The following is a 25,887-nucleotide window of genomic DNA, read 5'->3' on the forward strand; positions in this document are numbered from 1 at the left end:
TGGTTATTCCTGTTCAAACGGAAGTCGCAGGTTTACCGCCAAACCACCCCGGGGCAAATTGGCAAAACGGGTTTTCTGTTCGTTGCCGTACAGGGCGCGCAGGCGTTCGCAGGTGTTGCGGATGCCCACGCCGCCGCCGAGGCCCAGCCCGGCGAGTTCGGATTCCGGCACACCGGGGCCGTTGTCGCTGACCTCAATCAGCAACTCGCCGGCAAATACCCGCGCGCGGATATTGATCTCCCCGCCCTGCTCCCGCTGGGAGATACCGTATTTGATGGCATTTTCCACCAAAGGTTGCAATAACAGGCTCGGCACCAGTCCCCGGGGGGCATCGCCATCCAGGTCCACATTGACCTGCAGGCGGTCGGCAAAACGCACCTTCTCGATATCCAGGTAGAGTTGCAGCGCCTCCACCTCTTTCGCCAGGGTAACCTTCTGCATCGGGTCGTTGTCCAGAGAGTGGCGCAGGAACTGGGATAGCCGGGTGACCATTTTGTTCGCCGTCTTGCCGTCCTGCTCCAGGATCAGGGTGGAAATGGCGTTCAGGGTATTGAACAGAAAATGGGGGTTCAGTTGGTAGCGCAGCATCTTCAGCTGCGACTGGTGCGCTATGGACTCCGCCCTCAGGGCCTTTTCCTGCTGCTGCAGGGAAGTCTGGTAGTACTTGATGCCATAGTACAGCGCGGTCCAGGTCATGTAGATCAGGAACGAGTAGGAGAACCAGTAGATGGCGAGCACCACCGGGTGCTCGTCGCTCTCCTTGCCATACAGCCACAGCGAGCCGCCAAACTTGATCGCGGCCCAGACTGCCGCACCCAGGATCACCACGCCCAGGGTGCCCAGCAGGCGGTTGGCCGGCGGCTTGTCCCACAGGCGCTGGAAGCCGCGGCGCATGACCTCGGTGATGGCAACCCCGGAAGCGGTAGCCACGGCGATATAGCCGGTGTGGAGCCAGTGATTCGCCACCCAGAAAAAGCTGCCGACGAAGGTCAGCAGCGTATAGCCACCCCAGCCGCTGCACTGCAGCGCCCAGTACTGGTTGCGCGGCGACGCCAGCTTTTGCGACAGCCAGTTAAAAACCGAAGTACCCATAATGCTCCATATACGGCGCAGATAGCGCGCCAATCTGGGAAAATAGCCTAATCCACCACCGCCGCGGGCGAAATACCGCCAAACGCACCAGATAGACAGGCTGCCGCAGGCAGCGGGAGAAAACAGGATGAACTACTGGCTATTCAAGTCGGAACCGGATGAATACAGCCTGACTGACCTGAAGCAGGAACCGGGTCAGATCGGGCGCTGGGATGGCATTCGCAACTATCAGGCGCGAAATTTCCTCCGCGACGGGGTCCGCGAGGGGGATGGCGTACTCTTCTATCACAGTGCCTGCAAGGTGCCGGCGGTCGCCGGTACCGCCAAAGTGGTGCGTGCGGCCTACCCGGACCCGGCGCAATTCGATCCCGAGAGCAAATACTTCGACCCCAAGGCGAGCAGCAAAAACCCTCGCTGGTTCTGCGTGGATATCCAGTGGCAAAGTGCATTCGCCAACCCGGTGCCCCTGAAAGACATCAAGCAGAACCCGGCGCTGGCAGAGATGGTGCTGGTGAAGCAGGGGCGGCTGTCGATCCAACCGGTGACGGAACAGGAGTGGACCGCACTCAACCGCCTGGGAAACTAGACCGGGCGAGGCTCAGATCGGGTCCTGCATATCTCCCGGGGCCCGAGACTGGGAGCTTTCCCCCGCGCAGGAGCAACCGCGCTTGCCCTCCGAAGTTTCCCATTCACTGTAATTCTCGGCGCGGCATTGCAGGCGCAGGGATTCGCACTGTGAACCGTAGCGGACCCGGCTATTGGTCGCCCCTTCCAGCGCAATTCTGGTCAGCGTTTCGCAGCCCACGAGGCCGGTTGAGAGCAACAGAACAAGGATGGTTTTCTTCATTATCAGCCCCAAAAGAAATATTTTTCCTAAAAACAGGTCGCTGGCAGATAAATTCCGCAATCACTTCCGGTGCTGTATACCCGCCCTCGCGCCCTCAGACCACACCCTTGGTGCGGGCAATCAGCAGGCTAAGCAGTGACAGGCCGGTAAGGACGATGACAATCACCGCCAGCAATAACAGGGGGCGGAAGGGCTTGCGTTCGACGTCGTTGTGGCCGCCCTTCAGGTACCTGTCGACCCGGGCCTGGTCTTCGTCGGAGAGTTTTTTCGGTGGAACCTGCCGTTCGCTTTCTGACATGGGATTAACGCGGTCTCTTATTGTTGCTGTGCTGCGTTTGCTTTACCCGAGTGTATGAGAAAGCCCACAACGAAAAAAGCCCCGCAGGGCGGGGCCGATCGGCAGATCAAAAACAGCGGTTCAAATGTCACCCTGTGGCGGAGCCGCTGCCGGGTACAGCTTTGCAAGACACGCCGTAAACCCATCCCTGGGGGCTCTTCTAAAACATCCCTGTTTTAGAAGGTCTCGCAAGGCTGTACCCGGCAGCGCCTCCCTCGCAGAAATCCGTGACAGGCAGAAGCGGAACTTCGGGTCAGAACAACTCTTCTTCCAGGTCCATCAGGGTCTCGCTGCCAGCCAGAACACTGCCGGCCAGTGCGGCAGATTGGGGCAGCAGGCGCGCGTAGAAGAAGCGCGCGGTTTTCAGCTGTCCCTTGTAGAAATCGTCACCCGCCTTGGGTGCAGCGACCGCGGCGACCATGGCCCACATGTAGGCGTAGGCCACGTAACCGAACAGGTGCAGGTATTCCACCGAGGCGGCACCCGGGGCGCTGGGGTCGGCCTTGGCCGCGTCGATCACCGCCGCGGTCACTTCTTTCAGGCGCTGCAGCTCGCTGGCCAGCGTCGGGATAAATTCCGCCAACGCTTCGTTGTCGCTGTTGGCATCGATAAATGCCTGCACATCCGCGGCAAACAGGTCGAAGAAGGCACCGCCGTTGGCGACGGTCTTGCGCCCGATCAGGTCCAGTGCCTGGATGCCGTTGGTGCCCTCGTAGATCTGGGTAATGCGCACGTCGCGCACCAGTTGCTCCTGGCCCCACTCGCGGATGTAGCCGTGGCCGCCGAATACCTGCTGGCCGAGCACGGTGCACTCCAGGCCCTTGTCGGTAAAGAACGCTTTCGCCACCGGGGTGAGCAGAGCCACCATGGCTTCAGCGTGTTGTTTCTCGTCGCCCTCGCCGAACTTGGCGATATCCAGCCACTTGGCGACATAGGTGGACAGTGCGCGGCCGCCGCCGATCAGGGCTTTCTGGGTCAGCAGCATGCGGCGCACGTCCGGGTGCACAATGATCGGGTCCGCAGCCTTTTCCGGCTGCTTGGCGCCTTCCGGCGAGCGGCTCTGCACGCGGTCGCGGGCGTATTCGATGGCGCTCTGGTAGGAGCGTTCGGAGGCCCCCAGGCCCTGGATACCCACACCCAGGCGCTCGTAGTTCATCATGGTGAACATGGCCGCAAGGCCCTTGTTCAGTTCACCCACCAGCCAGCCCTTGGCGCCGTCGAAATTCATGGCACAGGTGGCGGAGGCCTTGATGCCCATCTTGTGCTCGATGGAACCGCAGCTCACCGCATTGGGCTCGCCCAGGCTGCCATCTTCGTTCACCAGGATTTTCGGCACCAGGAACAGGGAGATCCCCTTCGGGCCTTTCGGAGCGTCCGGCAGCTTGGCCAGCACCAGGTGGATAATGTTCTCGGACAGGTCGTGGTCGCCACCGGTAATGAAGATCTTGCTACCGGTAATGCTGTAGCTGCCGTCTTCCTGGGGTTCCGCCCTGGTGCGGATGATGCCGAGGTCGGTGCCGGCGTGGGGCTCGGTCAGGTCCATGGCCCCGGCCCAGGTGCCGGCGTACATATTCGGCAGGTACTTCTCTTTCAACTCCTGGGATGCATGGGCGTCGATCGCCAGGCAGGCGCCGTTAGTCAGTACTGGGTAGAGGGCAAAGGAGATATTCGCGGCACAGATCATTTCCTCAACCTGAGCACCCAGGGTCTTCGGCATACCCATGCCGCCGAACTCAGGGTTGCCCACCAGCGCACCCCAGCCGCCCTCGCAGTAGGTGGCGTAGGCTTCCGGGAAGCCGTTGGGCGTGGTCACCACGCCGTCGTTCCAGTGACAGCCTTCCTCGTCACCGGAGCGGTTGATCGGGTCCAGGGTATTGGCGGCCAGCTTGGCCATTTCTTCGAGAATGGCATCGGCGGTTTCGCGATCTGCGGTTTCGGCGAGCGCAGGCAGGCGCGCCCACAGCTTCTCGGCCTCGAATACCTCGTGCAACAGGAAGTTCATCTCGCGCAGGGGCGCCTTGTACTCAGCCATTGTTTCGCCTCTCTAAATCAATCAACCGTTTCAAACACATGTTTGAAATCTAGGGCCAAGCCCAACCCAAGTCAAGCACAGCGGCATAACCAGCGGTTGAATCCGGCGAAAATCACGCGGGTTAACGTGTATGAAATGGCCTAAAGGGAGAAACAGAATAGCGCGATGGCGACCGTAGAGACTGGCGCCGCACATCGGCAGGCGACGCCAACAGGTATTCCCACTGCAGGGCTTAGTCGGGGCCTGCCTGCAGGGAAGACTCTCCCGGCAACAGCGCAGTCAGGTCCAGATGCGCCGCGCCGTTGCGGTAGTCGGCACTCTCGTCAAACGGAATCACCCCCAGGCAGGGCGCCGGCAGCAGGCCCCCCAGGGTGGCCAGGTTCTCCTCCGCGCGCACCATCATCCCCTCGCGCACGAAATTGCCCACCCAGCCCGCCAGTTGCAGGCCGTCGCGGCGAATCGCCTCCGCCGTCAGCAGGGCGTGATTGATACAACCCAGTTCCATTCCCACCACCAGGATCACCGGCAGTTGCAGTTCCCGCGGCAGGTCGGAAAGCATGATGCGCGGCCCCAGGGGCACCCGCCAGCCGCCGGCGCCCTCGATCAGCACAAATTCCGCGGCGCTGCTCATCACCCCGCGGCAGACGCCGGCGAGCCGCGACGGATCCAGCCGCTTGCGCGCCTCAAAGGCGGCGATATGCGGGGCGATGGCGGGCTCCAGAGCTACCGGATTGACCTGCTGATACGGCAGTTCGAGGGTCATCGCCTCCTGCAGGATCAGCGCATCACTGTTGCGCAGGCCGTCCTCGGTCAGCTCGCAGCCGGACGCTACCGGCTTTACCGCCGCGGTTGCCAGGCCGCGATCCGCCGCCGCCCGCAGCAGGGCGGCGGTGACGTAGGTCTTGCCGACTTCGGTGCTGGTACCGGTCACGAAAAACGTATGGGTCACGGAATCTTCCTCTCTGTATTCGGTCTTTTTTGTTGACGCCCCTTTAAACGTCGACTACGTGATGATAAATTAACCAGGTAGCGCAATATTCGTACAACCTTCTTCGCCAAGTGCCGTCGGGGTTAGGAAAATTGCCTAATAAAGGCCCCGACATTGGTCAGGGCTGACAGCCTACGACAGCGCTGTCATAACGCCATTGCGTCAAACCGTCGCACCGCGCAACCACGGTCCACCTCTCCCCGGGAGACGCGGGCGTGTGGCGGCGCGAGAGCAGGGAAGCTGAATTCGCCCCGGAAACACACTGCAAACCGTTGAGAGCTATGCGATACATAAAACTGAGTCTGATTGCCCTGCTACTGATGCCGACTTTGGTATTTGCCAAGATCAAGCCGGTTGACGAAGTCGTTGTCTACAAATCCAAGCACCTGATGCAGTTGAAACGCAACGGCAAGGTTGTGAAGAGTTATAAAGTTGTATTCGGCAAAAACCCCGTGGGGCACAAGCAATACGCGGGCGACTCGCGCACCCCGGAAGGGCGCTATACCCTGAACTGGAAAAAGAAGAACAGTACATTTTATCGCGCCATCCAGGTTTCCTACCCGAACGCGGCGGACCGCGCACGGGCGAAGAAACTGGGACGCAGCCCCGGTGGTGCGATCATGATCCACGGCCAGAAGCCGACCTGGAAAAATATCGAGAAATATCTCACCCGGATGAACTGGACCGACGGCTGTATCGCCGTTACCAACCCGGAAATGGATGAGATCTGGGCGATGGTGGATACCGGTACCCCGATCGAGATCTTCCCCTGATTCTTGGCTTCACGCTGACTGATTACTGCCCGCCTTTATCGGCGGGCAGTTTCGTTTACCACTTCCACTTTTTCCAGTGACACTGCGTGCCTTGTCAGCCGCAGATAAATTACCTCATAGCTCGCCGGCAATCCCGCATCCACACGATACGCATCATAGGCCTGTGCCAGTCGTCGCAATCCGGTGCGCCCCAACATGCCCCTGCCCGCACCGCGATTCACATTCTGCGCGCCGATACTTTTCAGCTCCCGCATCAGCCCGGTAACGCTGTCAAAGTGCAGTACCCGCTCCTCACAACGCAGCTCCCCCGCAAGCCCGGATTCCGTTGCCGCACCGATCCAGGTTTCCGCGGGTAAAAAACGGTTTACGTGCACGCGGTCGTCCACTTCCGCCCAGCTGTGTTTCAGCTCGCGCAGGGTGTCGGGACCGAGGGTGGAAATCAGTGCACTGGCACCCGGGGCCATGACCCGGCGGATTTCCGCGAACAGCTCCGGCAACCGGTAGCACCACTGCAGTGCAAAGCTGGAAAACACCAGGTCGATGCAAGCATCCGCCAGCGGCAACTGTTCCGCGTCGGCGGCGATATAGCCGTCCGCCAGCGGGCGCTCGGCGCGGGCGTATTGCAGCATCTGCGGGGCGATATCCAGGGCGATGATTTCCGCATCCGGGAAGCGTCGCCGCAGCAGCTCACTGCCGTAGCCGGTGCCACTGCCCAGGTCGAGAATCCGTCGGGGTGTGATCGATAGATTTTCGGTCTCCGCCAGCAATTGCCGGCACACCGCACGCTGCAGGTGCGCCGCCGCATCGTAACTCGTCGCTGCGCGACCGAAGGCGCGGGCCACCGCGGATTTATCGAGGGGCGTTTCCTCTCGCGGGGAAACAATCTGCCTTACCAGCGCGGCGATTTTTCCCGGCTGGCTCAGTTGCGGGCAGTGACCGGCGTTTTCGATCAGGACAACTTCAACACCCGCAGCGCGCAGTTTTTCCGCCGCAACCGCGGGCACCAGTGCGTCCTGCGCGCCAAAGATATGCAGTGCCGGGCGCTGTAGTTCTGTCAGCAACTGGCGATTATCCAGCGCGCCAAGACAGGCGAGCGCAGCATTCCAGCCCGCGGGAATTTCCTGCGGCTGCCAGCCTTTCAGGGTTTTCAGCAGCGCGCGCATATCGCTGTCGCCTCGGGCCTGCAGGCCGCAGAAACGCTGCCAGTTTTTTGCCGGTTCCCGCTGCTGGGCGCTGCAGAAATTTTCGAAAACTTCCGCGGCCATGCCGGGCCAGTCGTCTCGCACAATAAAACTGCCGTTGGCGGCTATGGTGACCAGCTGCCGCACCTTGTGCGAGCGCGCCGCCAGCTTTACTGCCAGCATGCCGCCCAGGGACCAGCCCAGCAGCAGGCAATTGTCCGGCAGCCGGGCTTCCAGCTGTTGCAGCAGTACTTCCGTTTGCGGCCACGCCTCTGCGACGCACCCGCCAAAACCCGGCAGGTCGATACACTGAATGGTTTGCGGCAGATCCGACAGCTGCTGCTGCAGTGGCTCCCAGCAGCGGCTGTCACCGCCCCAGCCGTGGAGCAAAACAATATGTTCGACAGACATTACGCCGATACCTCGGGCGAACTGGCTCGGTGCAGCGCTTCACGCAGCGCCGCAAGCAAGCCGTCGATCTGCGATTCGGTGTGGACCGCAGAGAGCGTGATCCGCAGCCGCGCGGTGCCGGTTGGCACCGTGGGCGGGCGAATGGCGCCGACGAGATAGCCGCGCTCGCGCAGTATCTCGGCCACCGCCAGTACGGTGTTCTCACACCCCAGTACCAGCGGCTGGATTGCACTGGTGGAATTTTCCAGCGGCAATGCCAGTGCGGCGGCGCGCGCGCGGAAATAGGCGATGCGCGCGGCCAGGGTTTCCCGCAGTGGTTCCCGCTGCATCAGTTCCAGCGCTTTAAGGCAGCCGGCAGCCACCGCCGGTGGCATGCCGGTGGTGTAGATATAGGTGCGCGCGAACTGGGTGAGGTAGTCGATCAGCTGTTTCGAGCCCGCCACAAACGCGCCGCCGTTGCCGGCCGCCTTGCCCAGGGTACCCATTACGATGGGCGCCTGCTCCTGACTCAGGCCGGCGGCGGCAACGCTGCCGGCAGAGGGGAAGCGCTCGCTGCCCATGACACCGAAACCGTGAGCCTCATCCACCATCAGCCAGGCGTCGTAACGGGCACACAATGCTGCGATTGCTGCCAACGGCGCGGTGTCGCCATCCATGCTGTAGACGCCGTCCACCGCCACCAGGGTATTGCCGGATCCGCTAGCGCGCGCCCGCTGCAGCTGTTGTTCCAGGGATTTGATATCGTTGTGGCCAAAGCGCAGATAGCGCGCGCCACTAATGCGACCGCCGTCGATCAGCGAGGCGTGGTTAAGCCGGTCCTGCACAATATGGTCGCCGCGACCAACCAGCGCGTTGATCACCCCCACATTGGCCATATAGCCGCTGCCAAACAACAGCGCCGCTTCGCGCCCGGTTATTTCGGCGATCTTATCCTGCAACTGCTGATGGATGGCAAAGTGGCCATTGACCAGGTGGGAAGCGGTGGCTCCGGCACCCAGCTCGGCACCGCGCTGCTGCGCGGCAATCACTTCAGGATGGGTGGCGAGCCCCAGATAATCGTTGCAGCTGAAGGTGACCAGCTCGCACCCATCCACCAGCGCCAGCGGGCCCGGCGCTGAATCCAGAATTTTATGGCTGCGGTGCAACTGCTGCGCCCGGCGCTCGGCCAGGCGCGCATCGAGGAAATTTTGCAGGCTGCTCACGGCGTTGGTCACAACGGCAACCGCACTTACGCCTTGGCGGCGTCGTAGAAAAACGGATCGTTTTGCTGCTCGGCAATACGCGATTCCAGTTCCGCCTCTACCACAGTTTCATCTGCGTACTGCTGGTATTCCTCGGGTTTGATGCCGAGGCGTGCGAACAGCTGCATGTCCTTGTTGGCTTCCGGGTTGGCAGTCGTGAGCAGTTTCTCGCCGTAGAAAATGGAGTTGGCACCGGCGAGGAACGCCAGTGACTGCATCTCGTCGTTCATGGATTCACGACCGGCGGACAGGCGCACGTGGGACTTCGGCATCATGATGCGGGCGACGGCAATGCAGCGGATAAATTCGAACGGGTCCAGGTCTGCGTTGTTTTCCAGCGGCGTGCCGGCCACCTTCACCAGCATGTTGATGGGCACGGATTCCGGGTGCTCGGAAAGGTTCGCCAGCTGCATCAGCAGGCCCGCGCGGTCTTTCTCCCCTTCACCCAGACCGATAATGCCACCGGCGCACACCTTCATGCCCGCCGCGCGCACATTGCTCAGGGTATTCAGGCGATCCTCATAGGTGCGCGTGGTGATGATGTCACCGTAGTATTCCGGCGAGGTATCCAGGTTGTGGTTGTAATAGTCCAGCCCCGCGTCCGCCAGGTCCCTGGCCTGCTCGTCACTGAGCATGCCGAGGGTCATGCAGGTTTCCAGCCCCAGAGCCTTTACCTCTTTCACCATCTGGGTGACGTAGGGCATATCCTTTTTCTTCGGCGAGCGCCAGGCGGCACCCATACAGAAGCGGGTGGCGCCGCTGGCCTTGGCCGCGCGGGCCTCTTCCAGCACCTTTTCCACCTTCATCAGCTTCTCGCGCTCGAGGCCGGTATCGTAGCGGGCGCTCTGCGGGCAGTAGCTGCAGTCTTCCGGGCAGGCGCCGGTCTTGATGGAACACAGGGTGCTCACCTGGACCCGATTCGGGTCGAAGTGCACGCGGTGCACCGTCTGTGCAGTAAACAGCAGGTCATTGAACGGCAGCGCGAACAGCTCGAGTACCTGCTGGCGGCTCCAGTCGTGGCGGACTTCGCCGTAGACAGAAGTGGCCTGTGGCATTTGCTGGGTGGCGGTCACTGGGATTACTCTCCTCAGGGCCGGGAGACTTATCAGTCAGCACCCGGCCGATAATCGGACTTCAGGACTTTGATTTGGAGTTTGAAGCCCTGCAGTGTAGCCGCGCCCTCTTGACTGTCAACCAAACGAACCAGTTTTGGTTTACGAGTCGCGCGCGGGCGCAACCAACGGGAATGGATACCTGTGATCGGAATGTTTACCCAGCGCATCAGTGCTGCTGTGCGGCGTCTGCCGCTGAAACCGGGGCTGTCGCTGAGCCGATGCCTGCTGTGCCACGCCGGCGATACCGGGGGCAGCGGCATCTGTAGGCCCTGCCGCACGGAGCTGCCCGCCCTGCAGCACGCCTGCAGCCTGTGCGCCCTGCCACTGGCGAATGCCGGCGACCACCTCTGCCCGCGCTGCCTGCAGCAGCCGCCACCGCTTGCCGGAGGCCACGCCTGCTGGTTTTACGCCTACCCGGTGGCGCAGCTGATCCAGCGCTTCAAATACCAGGGCGATCTCGCCGCCGGGCGCAGCCTGGCGGAAGTGGCGGCAACGGAGCTGGAACCGGTGGGTGACCGACCCGATGTACTGGTGCCCATTCCCCTGCACTGGCGGCGACAGCTCTCACGCGGCTACAACCAGGCGTATCTGATCGCGGAAATTTTCGCCCGCCACTGGCGCATCCCGCTGGATACCCGCCTGCTGCGCAAAACCGCGCGCACGGGTAGCCAGTCACAACTCAAACGCCGCCAACGCCTGAAAAACCTGAGCAGCAGTTTCCGCGCCGGCCCCCGGGTCAGCGGCCTGCATATCGGCCTGGTGGACGACGTCATCACCACCGGTGCCACCCTGGAAGCGGCGGCGGAAACCCTGCTGCAGGCCGGCGCAGCAGAAGTAAGCGCTTACGCTCTGGCCAGAACCCCCTGACACCCAGCCAATCCGCCCCAGTGACCAATCAGTACAGCGGTACCTGTTTCTAGACCGAAAAGGCCCATAGCGTCACAATAGCCGCCCTTTTGCGGCCAAGTGATCACAAAAAAACCGGCCCGCCGACGTTACAGTAGAGGTCGCCCGATCAGACACCTCGGGACCTGACGCGATACACAGGATGAAAAATGATGAGTGAATACAGCTTGCCCCGGGGCATCGTAATCAGTGGTACCGGCCTGTGGACGCCACCGGATGCCATCAGCAATGAAGAACTGGTTGCGGCCCTGAACGCCCACGCGGACAAGTTCAACCGCGACAACGCCGCTGCCATCGAATCCGGTGAGGTGACCGCCAAGCCATACTCCTCCGCGGAGTTCATCGAGAAGGCCTCTGGGATCAAGAGCCGCTATGTGATCAGCAAGGAGGGCATCCTCGATCCCGAGCGCATGCGCCCCTACCTGCCGGAGCGCGGCGACGACGAGCTCTGCCTGCAGGCGGAGATGGGTCTCAACGCGGCCAAGCTGGCGCTGCAGAAGGCCAACAAGAAGCCCGAAGACATCGACGCGGTGATCGTCGGCGCCTCCTACCTGCAGCGGGCCTACCCGGCGATCGCCATCGAGATCCAGGGCGCTCTGGGCATCGACGGCTTTGCGTTTGATATGGAAGTGGCCTGCTCATCCGCCACCTTTTCCCTGCAGCGGGCGGTGGACGCGGTCAGCTCCGGTTCCGCGCGCGCGGTGCTGGTGATCAACCCGGAACTGGCGTCACCGCAGGTGGACTACACCGATCGCGACAGCCATTTTATTTTCGGTGATGTGGCGGTGGCGAGCGTGGTGGAGCGCCGCGAGTGCAGCACCGCGGACACCGCCTGGGAGATCCTCGGCACCAAGGCGAAGACGGTGTTCTCCAACAATATCCGCTCCAATTTCAGCTACACCTCCCGCGCCGCAGACGTGGACCCCTTCGGCCCCGGCAAGCTGTTCCACCAGAACGGGCGCAAGGTGTTCAAGGAAGTCTGCCCGATGGCAGCGGCACACCTGGAAAACCAGGTACAGGAACTGGGCATGGAGCCCAATGCGATCAGCCGCTGGTGGCTGCACCAGGCGAATATCAACATGAACAACCTGATCGCGAAAAAACTGATGGGTGACGATGCCACCGAGGAGCGCGCGCCGATCGTGCTGGACCGCTACGCGAATACCGGCTGTGCCGGCTCGCTGATTGCCTTCAACCTGCACAGCGACGACCTGCCGGTGGGCAGCAAGGGCGTCATCTGTTCCTTTGGTGCCGGTTACTCCATCGGCAGCCTGGCGCTGGAAAAAATCGCCATCTGATTCCGCCGGCACCCGACCCTGGTGGCCCCGCTTGCCGGGGCCGCCGCTCCCTTGCTTGCGTCGGCGGGATTCCTCAGTTATCCACAAACACCTGCGCGGTGAGCGCCGCGTGCTGCGGGGTATCCCGGTACGCCGCCAGTTGCGGGTCGACGTTGAGGAACACCATGGAGTGGGAGCGCTGCGCCAGGGCGCTGCGCAGCCAGCGCTCTCCTTCTTCGGCATCTCCCAGCCCCAGGTAGGCCTTGGCAATCTCGTAGGACGGCTGGTAGCCGGAATCCACAACCAGCGTCTCCAGCAGCGCGCGGGCCTCCTCCCGCTGTCCGCTCAGCGCCAGTACCCGCGCCAGTGAGGCCACGCTGATACCGCTGCCGCCGGAGCGCGCCACACATTCCCGCAGTGCGGCTATGGCCCCCGCCAGGTCTCCCTGCTTCTCCAGGATCCAGCCCTGCCACAGGTATATCAGCTCGAAGTCCGGGTCCAGTTCCTGCGCCACCGCCAGCTGGTCCAATGCCGCCTGGTACGAGCCGGCGTGGTACAGCACCCAGCCCAGTGCCGCGTTGGCAATCAGCGACAGCGGGTCCAGCTCGGTGGCGCGGCGCATTTCCCGCTCCGCCTCGTCAAAGCGCCCCGCGGCCACCAGCAGGTTGGCGTACCACTGGTGCGCCTTCGAGTAGGCCGGGTTGATCGCTATGGACTGGCGAAAGCGCGCCTCCGCTTCGACAAAGTCCCACTCGTGATACAGCGCCACATAGCCCAGGTTGGCCTCGGCGGAGGCGCTCCTGGGGTCCAGCTGCAGGGCGCGGCGGGCAGCGCCCTTGGCGCGGCTAAAGGCTTCCGCCGGCGGCATGTAGTCGTAGAAACCCTGGACCGCGAACGCATCCGCCAGCCCGGCCCAGGCCGGGGCGTAGTCCGGTGCCCGCGCGATGGCCGCCTCGAAATAGCCCGCGGCCTTTTTGAGGTCGCCGGCAGAGCGCTTGTGCCAGTAAAAGCGGCCTTTCAGGTAGTCGTCATAGGCCGCGGGCGGGATGCGGTTCGCGCGCGCCGCGCGGTGATCCTCGTGCAGTTCCCCCGCCAGCGCGCCGGCGATCTCCAGCGCGATCTCCTGCTGCAGCGCGAAGATATCTCCCAGCTCGCGCTGGTAGCTCTGGGACCACAACTGGAAACCGCTGCGGGTGTCGATCAGGCGCACATTGATACGCAGCTGCTCGCCGTCCCGCCGCACGCTGCCTTCCACCAGCGCATCGGATTCCAGCTGCTCGCCGATGCGGCGGGCATCCAGCCCGCTTTCCCCCATGGCAAATGACGAGGTGCGCGAGACCACCCGCAGGTCGCGGAAACCGGACAGGCGGTTGAGCAGGTCATCCGCCAGCCCGTCGCTGAAATAGTCGCGCTGGTGGTTTTCGCTGGCATTCACGAACGGCAGCACCGCCACCGAGCCGAATTTCCTGTCTGCCGGCTGCGATGCCGTACCCGGGGCGGACAGCCAGTGAAAACCGGCGGCGGCGAACAGTCCCAGCAGCGCGATACAGGCCAGCACAATGCCGGGGTGGCGCAGGTAACCGACGCGCGGCGCCGGCGCTGGCACTGGAAGTTGGATTGCCTCCTCATGCACCCCATCGCCACTCACCCCATCGCCATTCATCGCTACCGGGCGTACCGGGGCGATAAAGCGATAGCCCTTCTTGGGCACGGTTTCGATAAAGCGCGAGCTGCGCGCCGAGTCGTTGAGGGCCTGGCGCAGTTTGCGCACCAGGGTGTTGAGGTTGTCGTCGAGGATGCCGGTGGCGTCATCGGGCCAGAAGTGCTGGAACAGGACCTCCCGGGTCAGGATTTCACCTGGGTGGGAAACCAGTAGGGTGAGCAGGCGCAGGGGCAAATCCTGCAGGCTCACGGGTTTCCCCCTTCGCCGCAGGCAGGGCTGTTCGCGGTCGAGTTCGAATTCTCCGAAACGCAGTGTCGTCATACGCCACCCGGATACGGTTGTCGGGACCCTGCGCACCGGATGCGCAGTTCATGTGTACCGCTAAGCCTTTGATTTAACGGTATTACCGGGTTCAGGTAAAGGTCAGTACCGGTTCATTGTGGGAAAACCGCGGTACTGCTTGGATGGTAGCGAGTCGCCGGCAGCTGCCGGTGGCCGCTCAACCCAACCATCCAGTGGAGAATCTCACCATGTTACGTTCATTGACCGCTTTCGCCCTGCTGCTGTCCTGCGTGTCCGCTTTCGCGGCCGGCAACCACCAGTACATCATCGAGCGCACCATCCCGGGCGCCCAGACACTCACCGCCGAGGAGCTGAAATCCATTTCCCAGAAATCCCGCGCGATCCTCGAATCACTGGGTCCGGAAATCCAGTGGCAACAGAGTTATGTCGCGGAAGACAAGTTCTACTGTGTGTACAGCGCGCCGAACAAGGAAATCATTGCCAAGCACGCCAAGCTGGGCGGTTTCCCGGCGGACAAGATTGTCGAGGTCAGCGGGATTATCGGCCCGCAGACCGCGGAGGAGTGAAGCGCGCCAATCCGGCGGCTGGAGGCGACCGGCGCCCGGTTATTCCGGGGCCGCCTCTTTATCGATACCGGCGGTGACTGCCAGGTATTCCCGCACCACCGCGTCGGCCACGAGCCGGTGCCCGGCCGCCGTCAGGTGGGTACCGTCTTCCATCAGTGACTCGGCGCGGCTGCCCCACAGGCTGTCATAGGTATCCACATAGAAGGCATTGGGCTCATCCGCGGCCAGGGCAGCCAGTGCGGAGTTGTAGCGCTGGATGCGGGGATTGCGCGGTTCATCCAGGTTGGGCGCGGTTGCCACCAGGGCGAAAAGGGTATCCGGTGCCGAGCGCACCACTGCGCGGATCCGCTGGATATATTCTTCCACCGGCACCTGCTCCACCGCACCAATGCGCTGTTGCAGCTTGAGGGTGCGCGCCATTTTCTTGAGTTTCTTTACCACCCGCCGCGCCACTTTGCGCAGTGGACGGTCCGGGTAATACAGCACGTATGGCGCGCCGCGAAAGGTCAGCCAGGAGTCCACCAGGCCGTACTGGATCATGCCCAGTGCGGTGCCTGCCGCGGGATGTGAGCGCGCGTATTCCGACATCTCCCGGGTGGTGCTCATGGTGTGGCCGCAGTTGGTGAGCGCCATCTCCAGTTGCGCCGCCACCAGTTCGGGCCAGAGGGGAATGGTGCTGCCTTTCAGTCCTTCGGTGTTGCAATCACCGTAGGCGATACAGCGCTTTTCCATCGTCTTCGCAAGAGTCATCGCAAGAAAGATTACCGGTCAAAACGCGGCATCTTAGAGTCACGGGGCCGGACTACCAAGTACTAAATAGTGGCCGCACCTGAAACCCTTGCTATTTCCCTTGCTATAGAAAGACCCGCGCTTCCCGGCAGCCGATACTTTTCAGCACGCTCATCAGCCGCGTCAGATCGTCATCCACGATGGGCTCATCCCGCTCGTCCGCCAGCATCAGCAGGTCGCCGTTCTGCTTGCGAATCATCACGAACCACTGGTTGATATCACCGGGGTTCTTGCGCACCTGGATTTCATCCAGGGTGCCAGCCTTAAACTGCTGTGCAGCCTGGCAAATCTTCATGAGAGGCACCTCTACTTCGTTCTTCGTCTGCCTTATGCGTCTTCCGTGATACCTGTGCTGTCTCCCGTGTACTCTCCACGAGCTGCGCAAGTGCGGCGGACAGGGTCGGGAATACCTGGCAACCACGCGCTTCCGGATTGAAACCTGCCTTGGCCAGGGTTTTCAGTGGCTGGAACTGGAAATCGGCCAGGTACACATCGGTGTTGCGTTCCGCACACTCGGCTAAAAACCGGTTCATCGCCGACAGTCCGCCCGCATCCAGTATCGGCACCGAGTCCAGGTAGAGCACCACACCCCGTTGCTCCCGGCAACGCAGGGAAAGCTCGGAGAACACCAGCTCGGCGGCAGCGAAGAACAGCGGGCCATTGATTTTGAATACCTGCCAGCCCGCGGGGATCTCCACATCCACCAGCTTGCGGTTGTCGCTCACCTCCTTGACCCGGGTCATTTCGGCGATATTTTTCATGAACAGCAGTGAAGCCAGCACCACCCCGGCGGTAATCGCGATCACCATGTCCACCGCCACCGTGAGCGCAAAGCACACCGCAAATACCAACACATCACTGAGCGGCGCGTTGCGCAGCAGCCGCAGCGCCTTCGGCGCCTCGCTCATATTCCACGCCACCACTACCAGCAGTGCCGCCATGCTGGCCATCGGCAGGTAGCTCAGGAGCCCGGACAGGGAAACCAGCGCAACCAGGACCACCAGCGCGTGCACCATCGCCGCCAGCGGCGACTGCGCCCCGGCTTTGACATTGGCCGCGGAGCGGGCGATGGCGGCGGTGGCGGTGATGCCGCCGAAAAACGGCGCCACCACATTGCCGATCCCCTGTCCCATCAGCTCACTATTGGCACTGTGCTTGGTGCCGGTCATGCCATCGAGTACCACCGCGCACAGCAGCGACTCGATTGCCCCCAGCATGGCAATGGCAAAGGCCGCGGACAGCATGTCCTGCACCAGCGGCCAGCTGAACGTTAACGCCACCTCACCGGGCTGGGTGCGCAGCCAGGGCCACTGAAAATCCGGCAGCAGGGGCGGGATACCGGCGCTCTCGGTGCCGTTCAGGCTGTAGTGGAAGGTAGAGCTGATGGTCGCCACGTCCAGGCCGCGGCTGTTGAGCGCTACCGCCAGTAGAGTGCCCACCAGTACCGCCGGCAGGTGGGGAGGCAGCGGGGTTTTCAGGCGCGGCCAGGCCAGCATTACCGCGAGTGTCGCCAGCCCCACACACAGGCTGGGCAGGGCGAATGTTGGCAGCGCCTGCGCCAGCACCGCTACCTTGCCGGCAAAACTGTGGGGCATGGCGGCAATCTCCAGTCCCATAAAGTCCTTCACCTGCAGCACCGCAATGACCACCGCGATGCCGGCGGTGAACCCCAGGGTGACGGATTCGGGGATGTACTGGATATAACGCCCCAGGCGCATCAGCGCCATCAGCATCTGCATGGCGCCGGCGAGAATACTGGCGATCAGCAGGCCCGCCAGCCCGTACTGCTGCACCACCGGCACCAGGATCACGATAAACGCCGCGGTAGGCCCCGACACGCTGTAGCGCGACCCGCCGGTAAACGGGATCAGGAAGCCGGCAATAAATGCGCTGTACAGGCCGTACTGCGGCGCCACGCCGATGGCGATGGCCAGCGCCATGGCCAGGGGAATGGCGATGATGCCCACGGTGACGCCGGCCACCAGATCCCGGACGAGCCCGCTGCGCCCGTAGCGGGATTCCGCCAGCACCTCGCGCAGGGCGTGCCCCAGGCGCAGCGAAAAGAGGTGTCTGCGATGTGCCATGTGCTTGCGCCCCCGGGCCGCCATTTGAGAAAAAGGTGAACACAAATTATCCTCACATCAAACACATCTTCAATGTTAATCTGATTAACATACGACTGACCGGATGGACATCCCATGGAAAACCGCACCGCGCGTCTGACGCTACTAATCGACCCGAAAAAGAAAGCCCTGTTTGAAAAACTGTGTGCCGAGGAAGACGTGACCCCGTCGCAGAAGGTGCGGCAATTCATTCGCGAATACATCGAGGCGCGACTCGGCGAAGACTGGAAAGAACAGGTATTCGGCGGCGACGAGCGCTAGACGGAAGGGCGTGGCGCGCTGCGGTTTGGCTCGCAAACCGCAACCGCGTTAGCATAGCGCCCCACGCCAACGGAGCGCCCACATGACCGATTCCGTGAATGACCATTCACATCTGCAGCCGCCGGCAAGCACCTCTGCGCACCCCTACGATGCTCTCACCCCCGACCGGGTGATCGACTGCGTGGAGAGTGTGGGCCTGCTGTCCGACGCGCGTATCTTCCCGCTCAACAGTTACGAGAACCGCGTCTACCAGGTGGGTATCGACGAGGCGCAGCCGCTGATCGCAAAGTTCTACCGTCCGGGGCGCTGGAGCGACGCGCAGATCATCGAGGAGCACCAGTTCGCGCTGGAGCTGGCGGCGGCGGAAATCCCGGTGGTCGCACCGCTGGAATTCGACGGCCGCACCTTGCTGGAGGCCCACGGTTTCCGCTTCGCGCTGTTCCCCCGCCGCGGCGGTCACCAGCTGGAGCTGGACAACTTCGAACACCTGGAGCAGGTAGGTACCATGCTCGGGCGCATCCACGCCATCGGCGCGGCCAGACCGTTCACCCACCGCCCCAGCCTGTCGCTGCAGCGGTTCGCGGTCGATAGCCGCGACTTTATTCTCGCCGGCGACTTTCTGCCGCGGGAAAACGTCGAGGCCTACGCCACCGTCAGTGCGCACCTGATTGAAATGATCGCGCCGTATTTCGAGCGCGAGTGGCAGACCCTGCGCCTGCACGGCGACTGCCACAGCGGCAACTTCCTGTGGCGCGACGACACCCCGTGGTTTGTGGACCTGGACGACTGCATCCAGGGCCCCGCAATCCAGGATATCTGGATGCTGATCTCCGGCAATCGCGCGGAACAGACGGCCTATCTCGACACCGTGGTCGAGGGCTACGAGACCTTCTACCCTTTCGACCCCCAGCAACTGCAACTGGTGGAACCCCTGCGCTGCCTGCGGCAGATGCATCACGCCGCCTGGCTGGCGCGGCGCTGGCAGGACCCGGCGTTCCCACTGGCATTTCCGTGGTTTAATACCCCGCGCTTCTGGGCCGAACACATCCTCGCCCTGCGCGAGCAGCTCTCGGCGCTGCAGGAACCGCCCCTCACCCTGGGCGCGGTTTAGACAAAAGGAAGGAGTACAAAATGGAAAGTGTCACCAGCAAGGGGAAAAACCCGACTGCAGAAGACGCCATGTGGAGCGGCATCCGCGCCGATGTGGCCGTGCAGGTGGAGCGGGAGCCCATTCTCGCGAGTTTTCTGCACGCCACCATCCTCAACCACCCCACCCTGGAGTCCGCCCTCAGCTTCCACCTGGCCAACAAGCTCGACAGCCCGGTGGCGCAGGCACTGCTGATCCGCGAGGTGATCGACGAGGCACTGGAGGCTGATGCCTCCATCGGCGCCGCCGCCCGCGCAGACCTGTCTGCGGTGGAGCAGCGCGACAGCGCCTGCCATTCCCTCTACGAGCCCTTCCTGTACTTCAAGGGCTTTCACGCACTGCAGGCCTGGCGGGTGGCACACTGGTTGTGGCAACAACAGCGCCGCTCGCTGGCGCTGTTCCTGCAGCACCGCATCTCGGTGGTGTTCGGTGTGGATATCCACCCCGCCGCGCAACTGGGGCAGGGCATTCTGCTGGACCACGCCACCGGTATCGTCATCGGCGAGACCGCGGTAGTGGAAGACAATGTTTCGCTGATGCAGTCGGTCACCCTCGGCGGCACCGGCAAGGAGTCCGGCGACCGCCATCCCAAGGTCCGCTGCGGGGTACTGATTGGCGCCGGCAGCAAGATCCTCGGCAATATCGAGATCGGCCGCTGCTCGCAGATTGCCTCTGGCAGCGTGGTGCTGAAGCCGGTTCCGGAAAAAGCCCTGGTGGCCGGCGTACCCGCGAAAGTGATCGGCGAAGCCAGCTGCGACCAGCCCGCGCTGTCCATGAACCAGTGCGCCCTGTCGCAGGTGGACCAGTTGCGCTGAAATTGCTGCCAGCAGCGCAATTGCGCTGCTACGACCTTTTCCCGGCGGAGCTATTCTTTATCCATGAAATACAGTCTCAGCGCGAAAAACCTTGTATGCCGCAACCTGGAGAACCGGGCCGGCTACAACGCAGACCTGCTCAATCCCAAACAGAGCAAGGAAATTACCGGCCTGCTGCGCACCGACAGCGGCCTGCTGTCCGCCCGCTTCAACCAGGTAGTCAGCAACGCCGTCGCCCAGCCGCGCATACTGCAGCGGTTCGTAGTGGACTATTTCGCCGAACGCCACAGCCCCTTCTCCCTCTGGCACTGTGCCAGCCGCCCTCTGGACGACGACGCGCTGGCGGAACTGGGAGTCATCAGTAAAGACCCGATGATCGCGATGGCGGCGGAAGTAAAACAGCTGGTGGCGGACAACAAACCGCTGGAGGGACTGGAAATCCGCGCCGTAGCCAACGCGGAAGACCTGCAGGCCTACGGCGAGCTGATTGCGAAAATGCAGGAAGATGCGCGGGAAAGCGGACAGATCAAGAAGTACTACCAGCAGCTTTCCCAGCTGCCGGAACACAAACACAGCCGCCACAAATTCTATCTCGGCCTGTTCCAGGGCAAGCCCGCCGCTACCGGCAGCCTGTTCTCCTCCGCCGACGCCCTCGGCTTTTACGACCTGGGCACACTACCGGAATACCGCGGCCGCGGTATCGGCACCGCCATGCTGCAGCACCTCCTGGGCGAAGTCCTGCACAGCCACCACAAGCACGCCGTGGCACTGGTGGGGGAAGAGCAGCAGGACCTGTGGCTGAACGCCGGCTTCTACGCCGTCGGCGAAGTGGGATGCTACGACTTCAAACCCGAAAGAAGCGGCGTACTCAAGCGGCAACAGCGCGACGACGAAGCGCCGGAAGACCCCGCCGGCAAGGGGCTCGATGACGATCGCAAGAGCGCCTGAGCAGGCCCCCGCGCACCGCTGACAGGATTCACGCGCGATCTATCGGGAAAGCAATGACCTCATCGATCCGCTCAGCCCCGCAGGCCAGCATCACCACCCGGTCGATCCCCATCGCCACCCCCGCGCAGGACGGCATCCCGTGCTCCAGCGCCTGCACCAGCCGCTCCTCAAACGGGTATACCGACTTGCCGTTGTCCTCTCGGTACTGGTGATCCGCCTCAAAGCGCCGCAGCTGTTCCGGCGCATCGATCAGCTCCCAGTAACCATTCGCCAGCTCCATGCCCCCCGCATACGCCTCAAAGCGCCGCGCCACCGGCACCCCCTGCTCATCCTCCTCCACCCGCGCCAGTGCCGCCTGGCTGGCGGGAAAATCGTAAACCAGCGTGATCGCATCGCGCTCGCCCAGGCGCGGCTCGACGTGGTGGCTCATCAGCAGATCCAGACACTCGTCCCGGTCCGCCGGCTCGAACGACAACTCCAGCTCCCGCGCCCCGCAGTCCTTCAGCTCCTGCAGGCTCGCCCGGTGCGGATCCAGCCCCAGCTCCTGCAGAAACAGCGCCCGGTAACTGTAGGAACACACCCGCGAAATCTTCAGCAGGTGCGACAGCAACTCCCCCACCTCGATCATCAGGCGGTGGTCATCCCAGCCCAGCCGATACCACTCCAGCATGGTGAACTCCGGGTTGTGGCGACTGCCCGCCTCACCATTGCGAAACGCCTTGCCCAGGTAATAACAATCCCCGAACCCCGCCGCCAGCAGCCGCTTCAGACCGAACTCCGGACTGGTTGCCAGGTAGGCGGTCTCGCCGCTGCACCGGGCGCTGATGGAATCGATATGCGGATCACTGGTGGCGCGACGGGACAGCGCCGGCACATCCACCTCCAGCACCTCGCGCTCGCTGAAGAAACGGCGGATATGCGCCAACAGGTAGGCGCGGTGGCGGAGGTTGTCGAGAGGGGCAGATGGCTGCCAAGAAGACCGTTCGGGCATTTGGAAAATCCAAAAGAATTGGATGAAGGTTCAGTGTAGTGGCCGACAGGCGCAGGAATAAAAATTGAAGGCAAGGCGCCGGGGGCGGGTTTTCAGGATCGTCGGCAACAGGGATGTTGCCGACGAAGCGTACAGGGATGTATTCACAGCGGTCCTGAAAACCCGCCCCCGGTGACTTGCCGCCACCGCACCATCAGGTTGGAGGCAGTGGCAGCGGGAAAAGATTAGTCTTCCTTGGCGCGGCCCAGGTATTCACCGGTACGGGTGTCGACCTTGATGGTCTCGCCGATTTCCAGGAACAACGGCACTTTAACCACCGCGCCGGTAATCAGGGTCGCCGGCTTGGTGCCGCCCTGGGCGGTATCGCCGCGCACACCCGGATCGGTATCGGTGATCTCCAGGATCACATGGTTCGGCGGCGTCACCGCCAGCGGCGCACCGTTGTACAGAGTCACCACACAGGTATCCTGCTCCTTCAGCCACTTCGCCGCATCGCCCACAGCTGCCGCATCCGCCTGGTGCTGCTCAAAAGTCTCCGGCTCCATGAAATGGAAGAACTCACCATCGTTGTAGAGATACTCCATATCCCGGTCCATCACATCCGCAGACTCCAGGCTCTCACCGGAACGGAAAGTGCGCTCCCAAACCCGGCCGGTCTTCAGATTGCGCAGCTTCACCCGGTTGAACGCCTGCCCCTTACCGGGCTTCACGAACTCGTTCTCCACAATGGAGCAGGGGTCGCCGTCCAGCATTACCTTCAGACCGCCTTTGAATTCGTTAGTGGAATAACTAGCCATGGGTTCCTCGAAATTTCAGCATTAAGCCTGTAAATTGATTAAACTTCGCGCGGCCCGCAACCGGGGCCCAAAGCAGTACCGCCACCGACCGCGCCAAAAATAGCCGCCTATGATACAGCACCCCCAGCCCGCCCGTGAAATCAACACCGTGGAAATCGCCTCCGACACCCCGGAGCAGGTTGCCGCGCGCCGCTGGCAGGACGAAATGACCGACCTGGTCAGCGACCCGCGGGAGCTGCTGGACCTGCTCGGACTGGAGCCCTCGCAGCTGCCGCAACTGCAAGCCGCAGGGGCACTGTTCCAGTTGCGGGTACCGCGCCCCTACCTCCGGCGTATCCGCCCCGGCGACCCGCAGGACCCGCTGCTCTTACAAGTATTGCCCGGCGCAGCGGAACTGGAAGTCACACCCGGCTACAGCGACGACCCGCTGGCAGAGGCCAGCGCCAACCCGGTGCCCGGGGTAGTGCACAAATACCGCGGACGCCTGCTGCTGATTACCGCCGGCCAGTGCGCGGTCAACTGCCGCTACTGCTTCCGCCGCGCCTTTCCCTACGGCGACAACCACCTGAGCCGCAGCCAGTGGCAGCAGGCACTGGACTACGTCCGCGATCAGCCGGACCTGCGCGAAGTAATCCTGAGCGGCGGCGATCCACTGGTACTGAGTGACCGCCAGCTGGCCTGGCTCGCCACAGAACTGACGGCAATCCCGCAGCTCGACAAACTGCGGGTACACACGCGCCTGCCCATAGTGGCGCCGTCGCGCATTACCGGGGAACTGATCGCCTGGCTCACCGGCAGCCGCCTCAAGCCCGTGCTGGTTCTGCACTGCAACCACGCCAACGAGATCGACGGCGAGGTGCGCGCGGCGCTGGCAAGGCTGCGCGCCGCCGGCGTCACCCTGCTGAACCAGTCCGTCCTGCTGCGCGGCATCAACGACAGTGAAGACGCCCTCGTCGATCTCTCCGAAACCCTGTTCAGCGCCGGCGTGCTGCCCTACTACCTGCACCAGCTGGATCGCGTGCAGGGCGCCGCACACTTCGAAGTGGCGGACGAGCGCGCCCGCGCCCTGGTCGCCGCCATCCGCAACCGGCTGCCCGGCTACCTGGTGCCGAAACTGGTGCGCGAGGTGCCTACGGAAAAATCCAAGACCCCACTGTAAGTATCCGGGCCGGTCCCCGGGCAAGCGCCCGGATTAAGCGACTCCGGCTGCATTTCAACGCCAATCGCGTTGCGCTGGCCCAGGGTTCCGCTGCAGCTGTGACATGTGAGCCATATATGTCCGAACCGAGTTAACACTTTTGTCGCCGCTTTCAACTGGTACGATTGTGTTAATTCGCACGCCTCGTATACTGCGGGGAGGTCAAATTCGGTTGTTATCATGCAGGATGCAGAATTACTAGAAACCGAAGCTGAGCAGGAAGCTAGTACCGCCTCGCCCAAAAATGCTTCGTCAAGCGCCACCCCACCCGTTGCACCACCAAAGGAAGCCGCCTGCACCGATGCCGCACCTTCCCCCGTGGCGCCCCCCGCGGCTGCGCGCTCACTGATAGACAGACTCGCCGTCGGGCCGCAAAACCTGTCGCAGCTCTCCTGTGGCTGCCTCAACCCGCAGCAGCTGCAAAGCTGGCTATTGAGCAACCAGCAATCCCCTCCATCGAGGGACAGCGCCCAACGCAACGCCGCCACCCTGCGCAGCCTGCTGTCGGAAATCACCCGCTGGCGCGCCCCGGCGCGGATGCGTCTGGCGTGCCTGGAAACGGTGCGCCCCGAAGTGGTGGCACTGTGTGCGGAACTGACAGGACTGCAGCAACAAAGTAGTGGCAGCGCCCAGACCGCGGAGCAACGCCGCGCAGTGCTGATTGCCAGTATTCTCTGCCAGCACCTGGCACAGGCGTATACCAGCGTCAGCGCTGAACTGACACGCGCAGTAGACGCCTTTTTCAGTCGCCGCCGCCTGGCGCGCGGTCTGCACCGCGCCATGGACAGCTATCGCAGGCTGATTCGCATCAGCAGCCAGTTTTACCTCGCCACGCCGCAACACAGCTGGGTGCACCTGCAACTATTGATGCAGCTGGCAAGGGAGCACAAACTGGGGCAACGCTGGGTCAGCGACCCGCTGAACCGACGCCCCCCACTGCCCGGCGCTGGACTGGAACTGGTAGCCCAGCCCTACCTGCACACCGCACTGTTTGCCAGCACCAACCCCCTGCAGTTATCCACAGGGGAACAGGCCGAACTTTGGCTACTTTGCGGCCGCTGGGCGCGCAGCGCCCGCCTGCTGGACCGACATCCCGCGGGCTGCCGCACCCTGCTCGCGAGCCTCAGGCTCGACCAGGCGCCAATTCCCGCTGCGCGACTGCAGCACACCCCGGTGGATATGCAGCACTTCGTGGCACCCAGGGGCTGGGCGCTCGACCTCAGTGGGCCGCTAAAACAACTGGCGAACAAACTTCAGCACCCCGCCGGCAGCAACCCCGATCTGCTGGCCCACGTGCACCGCCTGTGGAACGGCGACCAGGGTCGCGGCTTCCAGCGCACCCCGGCGGATACTCGCTGCGACCTCGCCATCGGCATCAGCACCATCTGCCATCACATGCGCCAGAGCAAAGAACCGGCACCGGAAATCAGCGCCACATTCGATTCGGAAACCGCCTCCGCCGGCCAGCACAACGGCAAACACCTGGTTATGGAAGTGGGAGCGGTGGACTTCCACAGCGGTCGCGCCCTGAGCGAATACGAGGTCGCTCTGCCCAGCGCGCCGTCGATCCGGCACGAACGGGAATCCCGCGAGCGCCAGCGGCAGAGCCGCTACCAGTCGGTGCCCGCCACCCTCACCAATACCAGCAGCAATGGCGCGGGTTTGCGCCTGCCGGCGGATACCCAGGGACGGCTGCGCTGCGGCGACCTGGTTGCGCTGACCCTGCAAGGCCGCTGGGAAGTCGCCATCGTGCGCTGGCACTATGCCCTGCCCGACCAGTATCGCGCCGGGGTGGAATTTCTCGGCGGCCACTCCAGTGCCATCCGGGTGTTGCGCCACACCAGCAATGGCGGCCGCACCGACCCCATGGCCGGCATGCTCACCGGAGACAGCGGCCGCGCCCCGGAACTGGTTCTGCCGATCCCGCTGTTCCAGTGCGGCGATACCGTGGACATCATCGCCTCCGGCCAGGTGCGCACCGTGACCCTGCACCAACAGACGATGACCACCGGCAGCTTCGCCATCTTCGAATTTTCCTGAGCGGCGGTACAGGTCACCTCGTTCGCGACCCGGAGTGCCGACTGTG

25 protein-coding genes are annotated in these 25,887 nt (G+C 63.0%); 11 read left to right on the top strand and 14 right to left on the bottom strand.

From position 1 onward, the window contains the following. Positions 1 to 3: 3 nt before the first annotated feature. Positions 4 to 1,092, bottom strand: a complete 1,089-nt coding sequence (locus tag QZ511_RS00340; RefSeq protein ID WP_295797271.1) for a histidine kinase — start codon at positions 1,090 to 1,092, stop codon at positions 4 to 6. A gap of 127 nt (positions 1,093 to 1,219) precedes the next feature. Between QZ511_RS00340 and QZ511_RS00345 the strand changes: the two genes are divergently transcribed. After that, positions 1,220 to 1,678, top strand: a complete 459-nt coding sequence (locus QZ511_RS00345) for an EVE domain-containing protein (protein ID WP_295797272.1) — start codon at positions 1,220 to 1,222, stop codon at positions 1,676 to 1,678. 12 nt (positions 1,679 to 1,690) lie between these two features. Here QZ511_RS00345 and QZ511_RS00350 read toward each other — a convergent pair whose 3' ends face one another. From QZ511_RS00350 to bioD, 4 genes are all read right to left on the bottom strand, one after another. Beyond that, positions 1,691 to 1,939, bottom strand: coding sequence for a hypothetical protein (locus QZ511_RS00350; RefSeq protein ID WP_295797275.1), 249 nt, complete (start codon positions 1,937 to 1,939; stop codon positions 1,691 to 1,693). 94 nt (positions 1,940 to 2,033) lie between these two features. After that, the gene (locus tag QZ511_RS00355) at positions 2,034 to 2,237 is read right to left on the bottom strand and encodes a DUF3094 family protein (RefSeq protein ID WP_295797279.1); all 204 of its coding nucleotides are present in this window, start codon (positions 2,235 to 2,237) and stop codon (positions 2,034 to 2,036) included. A 292-nt stretch (positions 2,238 to 2,529) separates the two neighbouring features. Then, positions 2,530 to 4,308 carry an acyl-CoA dehydrogenase C-terminal domain-containing protein gene (locus tag QZ511_RS00360; RefSeq protein WP_295797281.1) on the bottom strand — a complete coding sequence of 593 codons (1,779 nt, stop codon included), beginning with the start codon at positions 4,306 to 4,308 and terminating at the stop codon, positions 2,530 to 2,532. A 232-nt stretch (positions 4,309 to 4,540) separates the two neighbouring features. Beyond that, entirely contained in the window at positions 4,541 to 5,257 is a 717-nt protein-coding gene (bioD, locus tag QZ511_RS00365; RefSeq protein WP_295797285.1) for a dethiobiotin synthase, read from the bottom strand. 320 nt (positions 5,258 to 5,577) lie between these two features. Here bioD and QZ511_RS00370 point away from each other — a divergent pair, with 320 nt between their 5' ends. After that, the gene (locus QZ511_RS00370) at positions 5,578 to 6,069 is read left to right on the top strand and encodes a L,D-transpeptidase family protein (protein WP_295797288.1); all 492 of its coding nucleotides are present in this window, start codon (positions 5,578 to 5,580) and stop codon (positions 6,067 to 6,069) included. Between the two features lie 35 nt (positions 6,070 to 6,104). Here the strand turns inward: QZ511_RS00370 and bioC are convergent, their stop codons facing one another. Genes bioC through bioB form a run of 3 tightly spaced genes read right to left on the bottom strand, consistent with a single transcriptional unit; the run spans position 6,105 to position 9,957 of the window. Then, positions 6,105 to 7,661 (bottom strand): malonyl-ACP O-methyltransferase BioC, encoded by a 1,557-nt coding sequence (bioC, locus tag QZ511_RS00375; protein WP_295797292.1) that lies wholly within the window; start codon positions 7,659 to 7,661, stop codon positions 6,105 to 6,107. After that, complete coding sequence (bioF, locus tag QZ511_RS00380) at positions 7,661 to 8,875, bottom strand: 8-amino-7-oxononanoate synthase (protein ID WP_366935609.1); 1,215 nt, start codon at positions 8,873 to 8,875, stop codon at positions 7,661 to 7,663. Before bioF ends, bioC begins: the two co-directional genes overlap by 1 nt. Positions 8,876 to 8,889: 14 nt before the next feature. After that, the gene (gene bioB / locus QZ511_RS00385) at positions 8,890 to 9,957 is read right to left on the bottom strand and encodes a biotin synthase BioB (RefSeq protein ID WP_295797378.1); all 1,068 of its coding nucleotides are present in this window, start codon (positions 9,955 to 9,957) and stop codon (positions 8,890 to 8,892) included. Positions 9,958 to 10,167: 210 nt separating this feature from the next. On the opposite strand from bioB, the gene QZ511_RS00390 reads away from it, so the two are divergent. Then, positions 10,168 to 10,884, top strand: coding sequence for a ComF family protein (locus QZ511_RS00390; protein ID WP_295797381.1), 717 nt, complete (start codon positions 10,168 to 10,170; stop codon positions 10,882 to 10,884). 191 nt (positions 10,885 to 11,075) lie between these two features. Next, a complete protein-coding gene (locus QZ511_RS00395; protein ID WP_295797295.1) occupies positions 11,076 to 12,221 on the top strand; it encodes a beta-ketoacyl-ACP synthase III in 1,146 nt (381 codons plus the stop codon). Between the two features lie 73 nt (positions 12,222 to 12,294). Here QZ511_RS00395 and QZ511_RS00400 read toward each other — a convergent pair whose 3' ends face one another. Continuing rightward, the gene (locus tag QZ511_RS00400) at positions 12,295 to 14,184 is read right to left on the bottom strand and encodes a tetratricopeptide repeat protein (RefSeq protein WP_295797299.1); all 1,890 of its coding nucleotides are present in this window, start codon (positions 14,182 to 14,184) and stop codon (positions 12,295 to 12,297) included. Positions 14,185 to 14,393: 209 nt separating this feature from the next. Here QZ511_RS00400 and QZ511_RS00405 point away from each other — a divergent pair, with 209 nt between their 5' ends. Then, a complete protein-coding gene (locus QZ511_RS00405) occupies positions 14,394 to 14,732 on the top strand; it encodes a DUF4242 domain-containing protein (RefSeq protein WP_295797302.1) in 339 nt (112 codons plus the stop codon). Positions 14,733 to 14,771: 39 nt separating this feature from the next. Here QZ511_RS00405 and QZ511_RS00410 read toward each other — a convergent pair whose 3' ends face one another. The 3 genes from QZ511_RS00410 to dauA all read right to left on the bottom strand — a co-directional run bounded on the left by QZ511_RS00410 (position 14,772) and on the right by dauA (position 17,605). Next, the gene (locus QZ511_RS00410) at positions 14,772 to 15,482 is read right to left on the bottom strand and encodes an SGNH/GDSL hydrolase family protein (protein ID WP_295797307.1); all 711 of its coding nucleotides are present in this window, start codon (positions 15,480 to 15,482) and stop codon (positions 14,772 to 14,774) included. Between the two features lie 103 nt (positions 15,483 to 15,585). After that, the gene (locus tag QZ511_RS00415) at positions 15,586 to 15,816 is read right to left on the bottom strand and encodes a hypothetical protein (RefSeq protein WP_295797310.1); all 231 of its coding nucleotides are present in this window, start codon (positions 15,814 to 15,816) and stop codon (positions 15,586 to 15,588) included. Further along, positions 15,785 to 17,605 (bottom strand): C4-dicarboxylic acid transporter DauA, encoded by a 1,821-nt coding sequence (gene dauA, locus QZ511_RS00420; protein ID WP_295797313.1) that lies wholly within the window; start codon positions 17,603 to 17,605, stop codon positions 15,785 to 15,787. The genes QZ511_RS00415 and dauA overlap by 32 nt, the downstream gene beginning before the upstream one ends. 114 nt (positions 17,606 to 17,719) lie before the next feature. Here dauA and QZ511_RS00425 point away from each other — a divergent pair, with 114 nt between their 5' ends. The 4 genes from QZ511_RS00425 to QZ511_RS00440 all read left to right on the top strand — a co-directional run bounded on the left by QZ511_RS00425 (position 17,720) and on the right by QZ511_RS00440 (position 20,815). Beyond that, a complete protein-coding gene (locus tag QZ511_RS00425; RefSeq protein ID WP_295797316.1) occupies positions 17,720 to 17,905 on the top strand; it encodes a CopG family transcriptional regulator in 186 nt (61 codons plus the stop codon). A gap of 82 nt (positions 17,906 to 17,987) precedes the next feature. Continuing rightward, positions 17,988 to 19,016: a serine/threonine protein kinase gene (locus tag QZ511_RS00430; RefSeq protein ID WP_295797318.1), complete on the top strand. Its 1,029-nt coding sequence runs from the start codon at positions 17,988 to 17,990 to the stop codon at positions 19,014 to 19,016. A gap of 20 nt (positions 19,017 to 19,036) precedes the next feature. Further along, complete coding sequence (cysE, locus tag QZ511_RS00435) at positions 19,037 to 19,867, top strand: serine O-acetyltransferase (protein ID WP_295797323.1); 831 nt, start codon at positions 19,037 to 19,039, stop codon at positions 19,865 to 19,867. Positions 19,868 to 19,930: 63 nt separating this feature from the next. Next, the gene (locus tag QZ511_RS00440) at positions 19,931 to 20,815 is read left to right on the top strand and encodes a GNAT family N-acetyltransferase (RefSeq protein ID WP_295797326.1); all 885 of its coding nucleotides are present in this window, start codon (positions 19,931 to 19,933) and stop codon (positions 20,813 to 20,815) included. 28 nt (positions 20,816 to 20,843) lie between these two features. On the opposite strand, the gene epmA is transcribed toward QZ511_RS00440, so the two are convergent. Both epmA and efp read right to left on the bottom strand, forming a co-directional pair. Beyond that, positions 20,844 to 21,806, bottom strand: a complete 963-nt coding sequence (epmA, locus tag QZ511_RS00445) for an EF-P lysine aminoacylase EpmA (RefSeq protein ID WP_295797330.1) — start codon at positions 21,804 to 21,806, stop codon at positions 20,844 to 20,846. Between the two features lie 224 nt (positions 21,807 to 22,030). Then, a complete protein-coding gene (gene efp, locus QZ511_RS00450) occupies positions 22,031 to 22,603 on the bottom strand; it encodes an elongation factor P (RefSeq protein WP_295797332.1) in 573 nt (190 codons plus the stop codon). Between the two features lie 109 nt (positions 22,604 to 22,712). On the opposite strand from efp, the gene epmB reads away from it, so the two are divergent. Then, positions 22,713 to 23,762: an EF-P beta-lysylation protein EpmB gene (gene epmB, locus QZ511_RS00455; RefSeq protein ID WP_295797334.1), complete on the top strand. Its 1,050-nt coding sequence runs from the start codon at positions 22,713 to 22,715 to the stop codon at positions 23,760 to 23,762. Between the two features lie 219 nt (positions 23,763 to 23,981). After that, on the top strand, positions 23,982 to 25,841 hold the full coding sequence (locus QZ511_RS00460) for a hypothetical protein (protein ID WP_295797337.1): 1,860 nt from the start codon (positions 23,982 to 23,984) through the stop codon (positions 25,839 to 25,841). Positions 25,842 to 25,887: the final 46 nt, after the last annotated feature.

It is taken from the genome of uncultured Microbulbifer sp. (assembly GCF_913055755.1).
In the GTDB taxonomy this organism is placed as follows: domain Bacteria; phylum Pseudomonadota; class Gammaproteobacteria; order Pseudomonadales; family Cellvibrionaceae; genus Microbulbifer.

What these genes read in the sequence shown, in the direction of transcription:
- QZ511_RS00410 (WP_295797307.1), bottom strand. Translation starts at nt 15,482, where the DNA reads ATGACTCTTGCGAAGACGATGGAAAAGCGCTGTATCGCCTACGGTGAT.
- QZ511_RS00360 (WP_295797281.1), bottom strand. Translation starts at nt 4,308, where the DNA reads ATGGCTGAGTACAAGGCGCCCCTGCGCGAGATGAACTTCCTGTTGCAC.
- QZ511_RS00415 (WP_295797310.1), bottom strand. Translation starts at nt 15,816, where the DNA reads ATGAAGATTTGCCAGGCTGCACAGCAGTTTAAGGCTGGCACCCTGGAT.
- bioC (WP_295797292.1), bottom strand. Translation starts at nt 7,661, where the DNA reads ATGTCTGTCGAACATATTGTTTTGCTCCACGGCTGGGGCGGTGACAGC.
- epmB (WP_295797334.1), top strand. Translation starts at nt 22,713, where the DNA reads ATGATACAGCACCCCCAGCCCGCCCGTGAAATCAACACCGTGGAAATC.
- QZ511_RS00340 (WP_295797271.1), bottom strand. Translation starts at nt 1,092, where the DNA reads ATGGGTACTTCGGTTTTTAACTGGCTGTCGCAAAAGCTGGCGTCGCCG.
- cysE (WP_295797323.1), top strand. Translation starts at nt 19,037, where the DNA reads ATGGAAAGTGTCACCAGCAAGGGGAAAAACCCGACTGCAGAAGACGCC.
- epmA (WP_295797330.1), bottom strand. Translation starts at nt 21,806, where the DNA reads ATGCCCGAACGGTCTTCTTGGCAGCCATCTGCCCCTCTCGACAACCTC.
- QZ511_RS00355 (WP_295797279.1), bottom strand. Translation starts at nt 2,237, where the DNA reads ATGTCAGAAAGCGAACGGCAGGTTCCACCGAAAAAACTCTCCGACGAA.
- QZ511_RS00405 (WP_295797302.1), top strand. Translation starts at nt 14,394, where the DNA reads ATGTTACGTTCATTGACCGCTTTCGCCCTGCTGCTGTCCTGCGTGTCC.
- QZ511_RS00345 (WP_295797272.1), top strand. Translation starts at nt 1,220, where the DNA reads ATGAACTACTGGCTATTCAAGTCGGAACCGGATGAATACAGCCTGACT.
- efp (WP_295797332.1), bottom strand. Translation starts at nt 22,603, where the DNA reads ATGGCTAGTTATTCCACTAACGAATTCAAAGGCGGTCTGAAGGTAATG.
- QZ511_RS00350 (WP_295797275.1), bottom strand. Translation starts at nt 1,939, where the DNA reads ATGAAGAAAACCATCCTTGTTCTGTTGCTCTCAACCGGCCTCGTGGGC.
- QZ511_RS00425 (WP_295797316.1), top strand. Translation starts at nt 17,720, where the DNA reads ATGGAAAACCGCACCGCGCGTCTGACGCTACTAATCGACCCGAAAAAG.
- QZ511_RS00430 (WP_295797318.1), top strand. Translation starts at nt 17,988, where the DNA reads ATGACCGATTCCGTGAATGACCATTCACATCTGCAGCCGCCGGCAAGC.
- QZ511_RS00395 (WP_295797295.1), top strand. Translation starts at nt 11,076, where the DNA reads ATGAGTGAATACAGCTTGCCCCGGGGCATCGTAATCAGTGGTACCGGC.
- QZ511_RS00440 (WP_295797326.1), top strand. Translation starts at nt 19,931, where the DNA reads ATGAAATACAGTCTCAGCGCGAAAAACCTTGTATGCCGCAACCTGGAG.
- QZ511_RS00390 (WP_295797381.1), top strand. Translation starts at nt 10,168, where the DNA reads ATGTTTACCCAGCGCATCAGTGCTGCTGTGCGGCGTCTGCCGCTGAAA.
- QZ511_RS00370 (WP_295797288.1), top strand. Translation starts at nt 5,578, where the DNA reads ATGCGATACATAAAACTGAGTCTGATTGCCCTGCTACTGATGCCGACT.
- QZ511_RS00400 (WP_295797299.1), bottom strand. Translation starts at nt 14,184, where the DNA reads ATGACGACACTGCGTTTCGGAGAATTCGAACTCGACCGCGAACAGCCC.
- bioB (WP_295797378.1), bottom strand. Translation starts at nt 9,957, where the DNA reads ATGCCACAGGCCACTTCTGTCTACGGCGAAGTCCGCCACGACTGGAGC.
- QZ511_RS00460 (WP_295797337.1), top strand. Translation starts at nt 23,982, where the DNA reads ATGCAGGATGCAGAATTACTAGAAACCGAAGCTGAGCAGGAAGCTAGT.
- dauA (WP_295797313.1), bottom strand. Translation starts at nt 17,605, where the DNA reads ATGGCACATCGCAGACACCTCTTTTCGCTGCGCCTGGGGCACGCCCTG.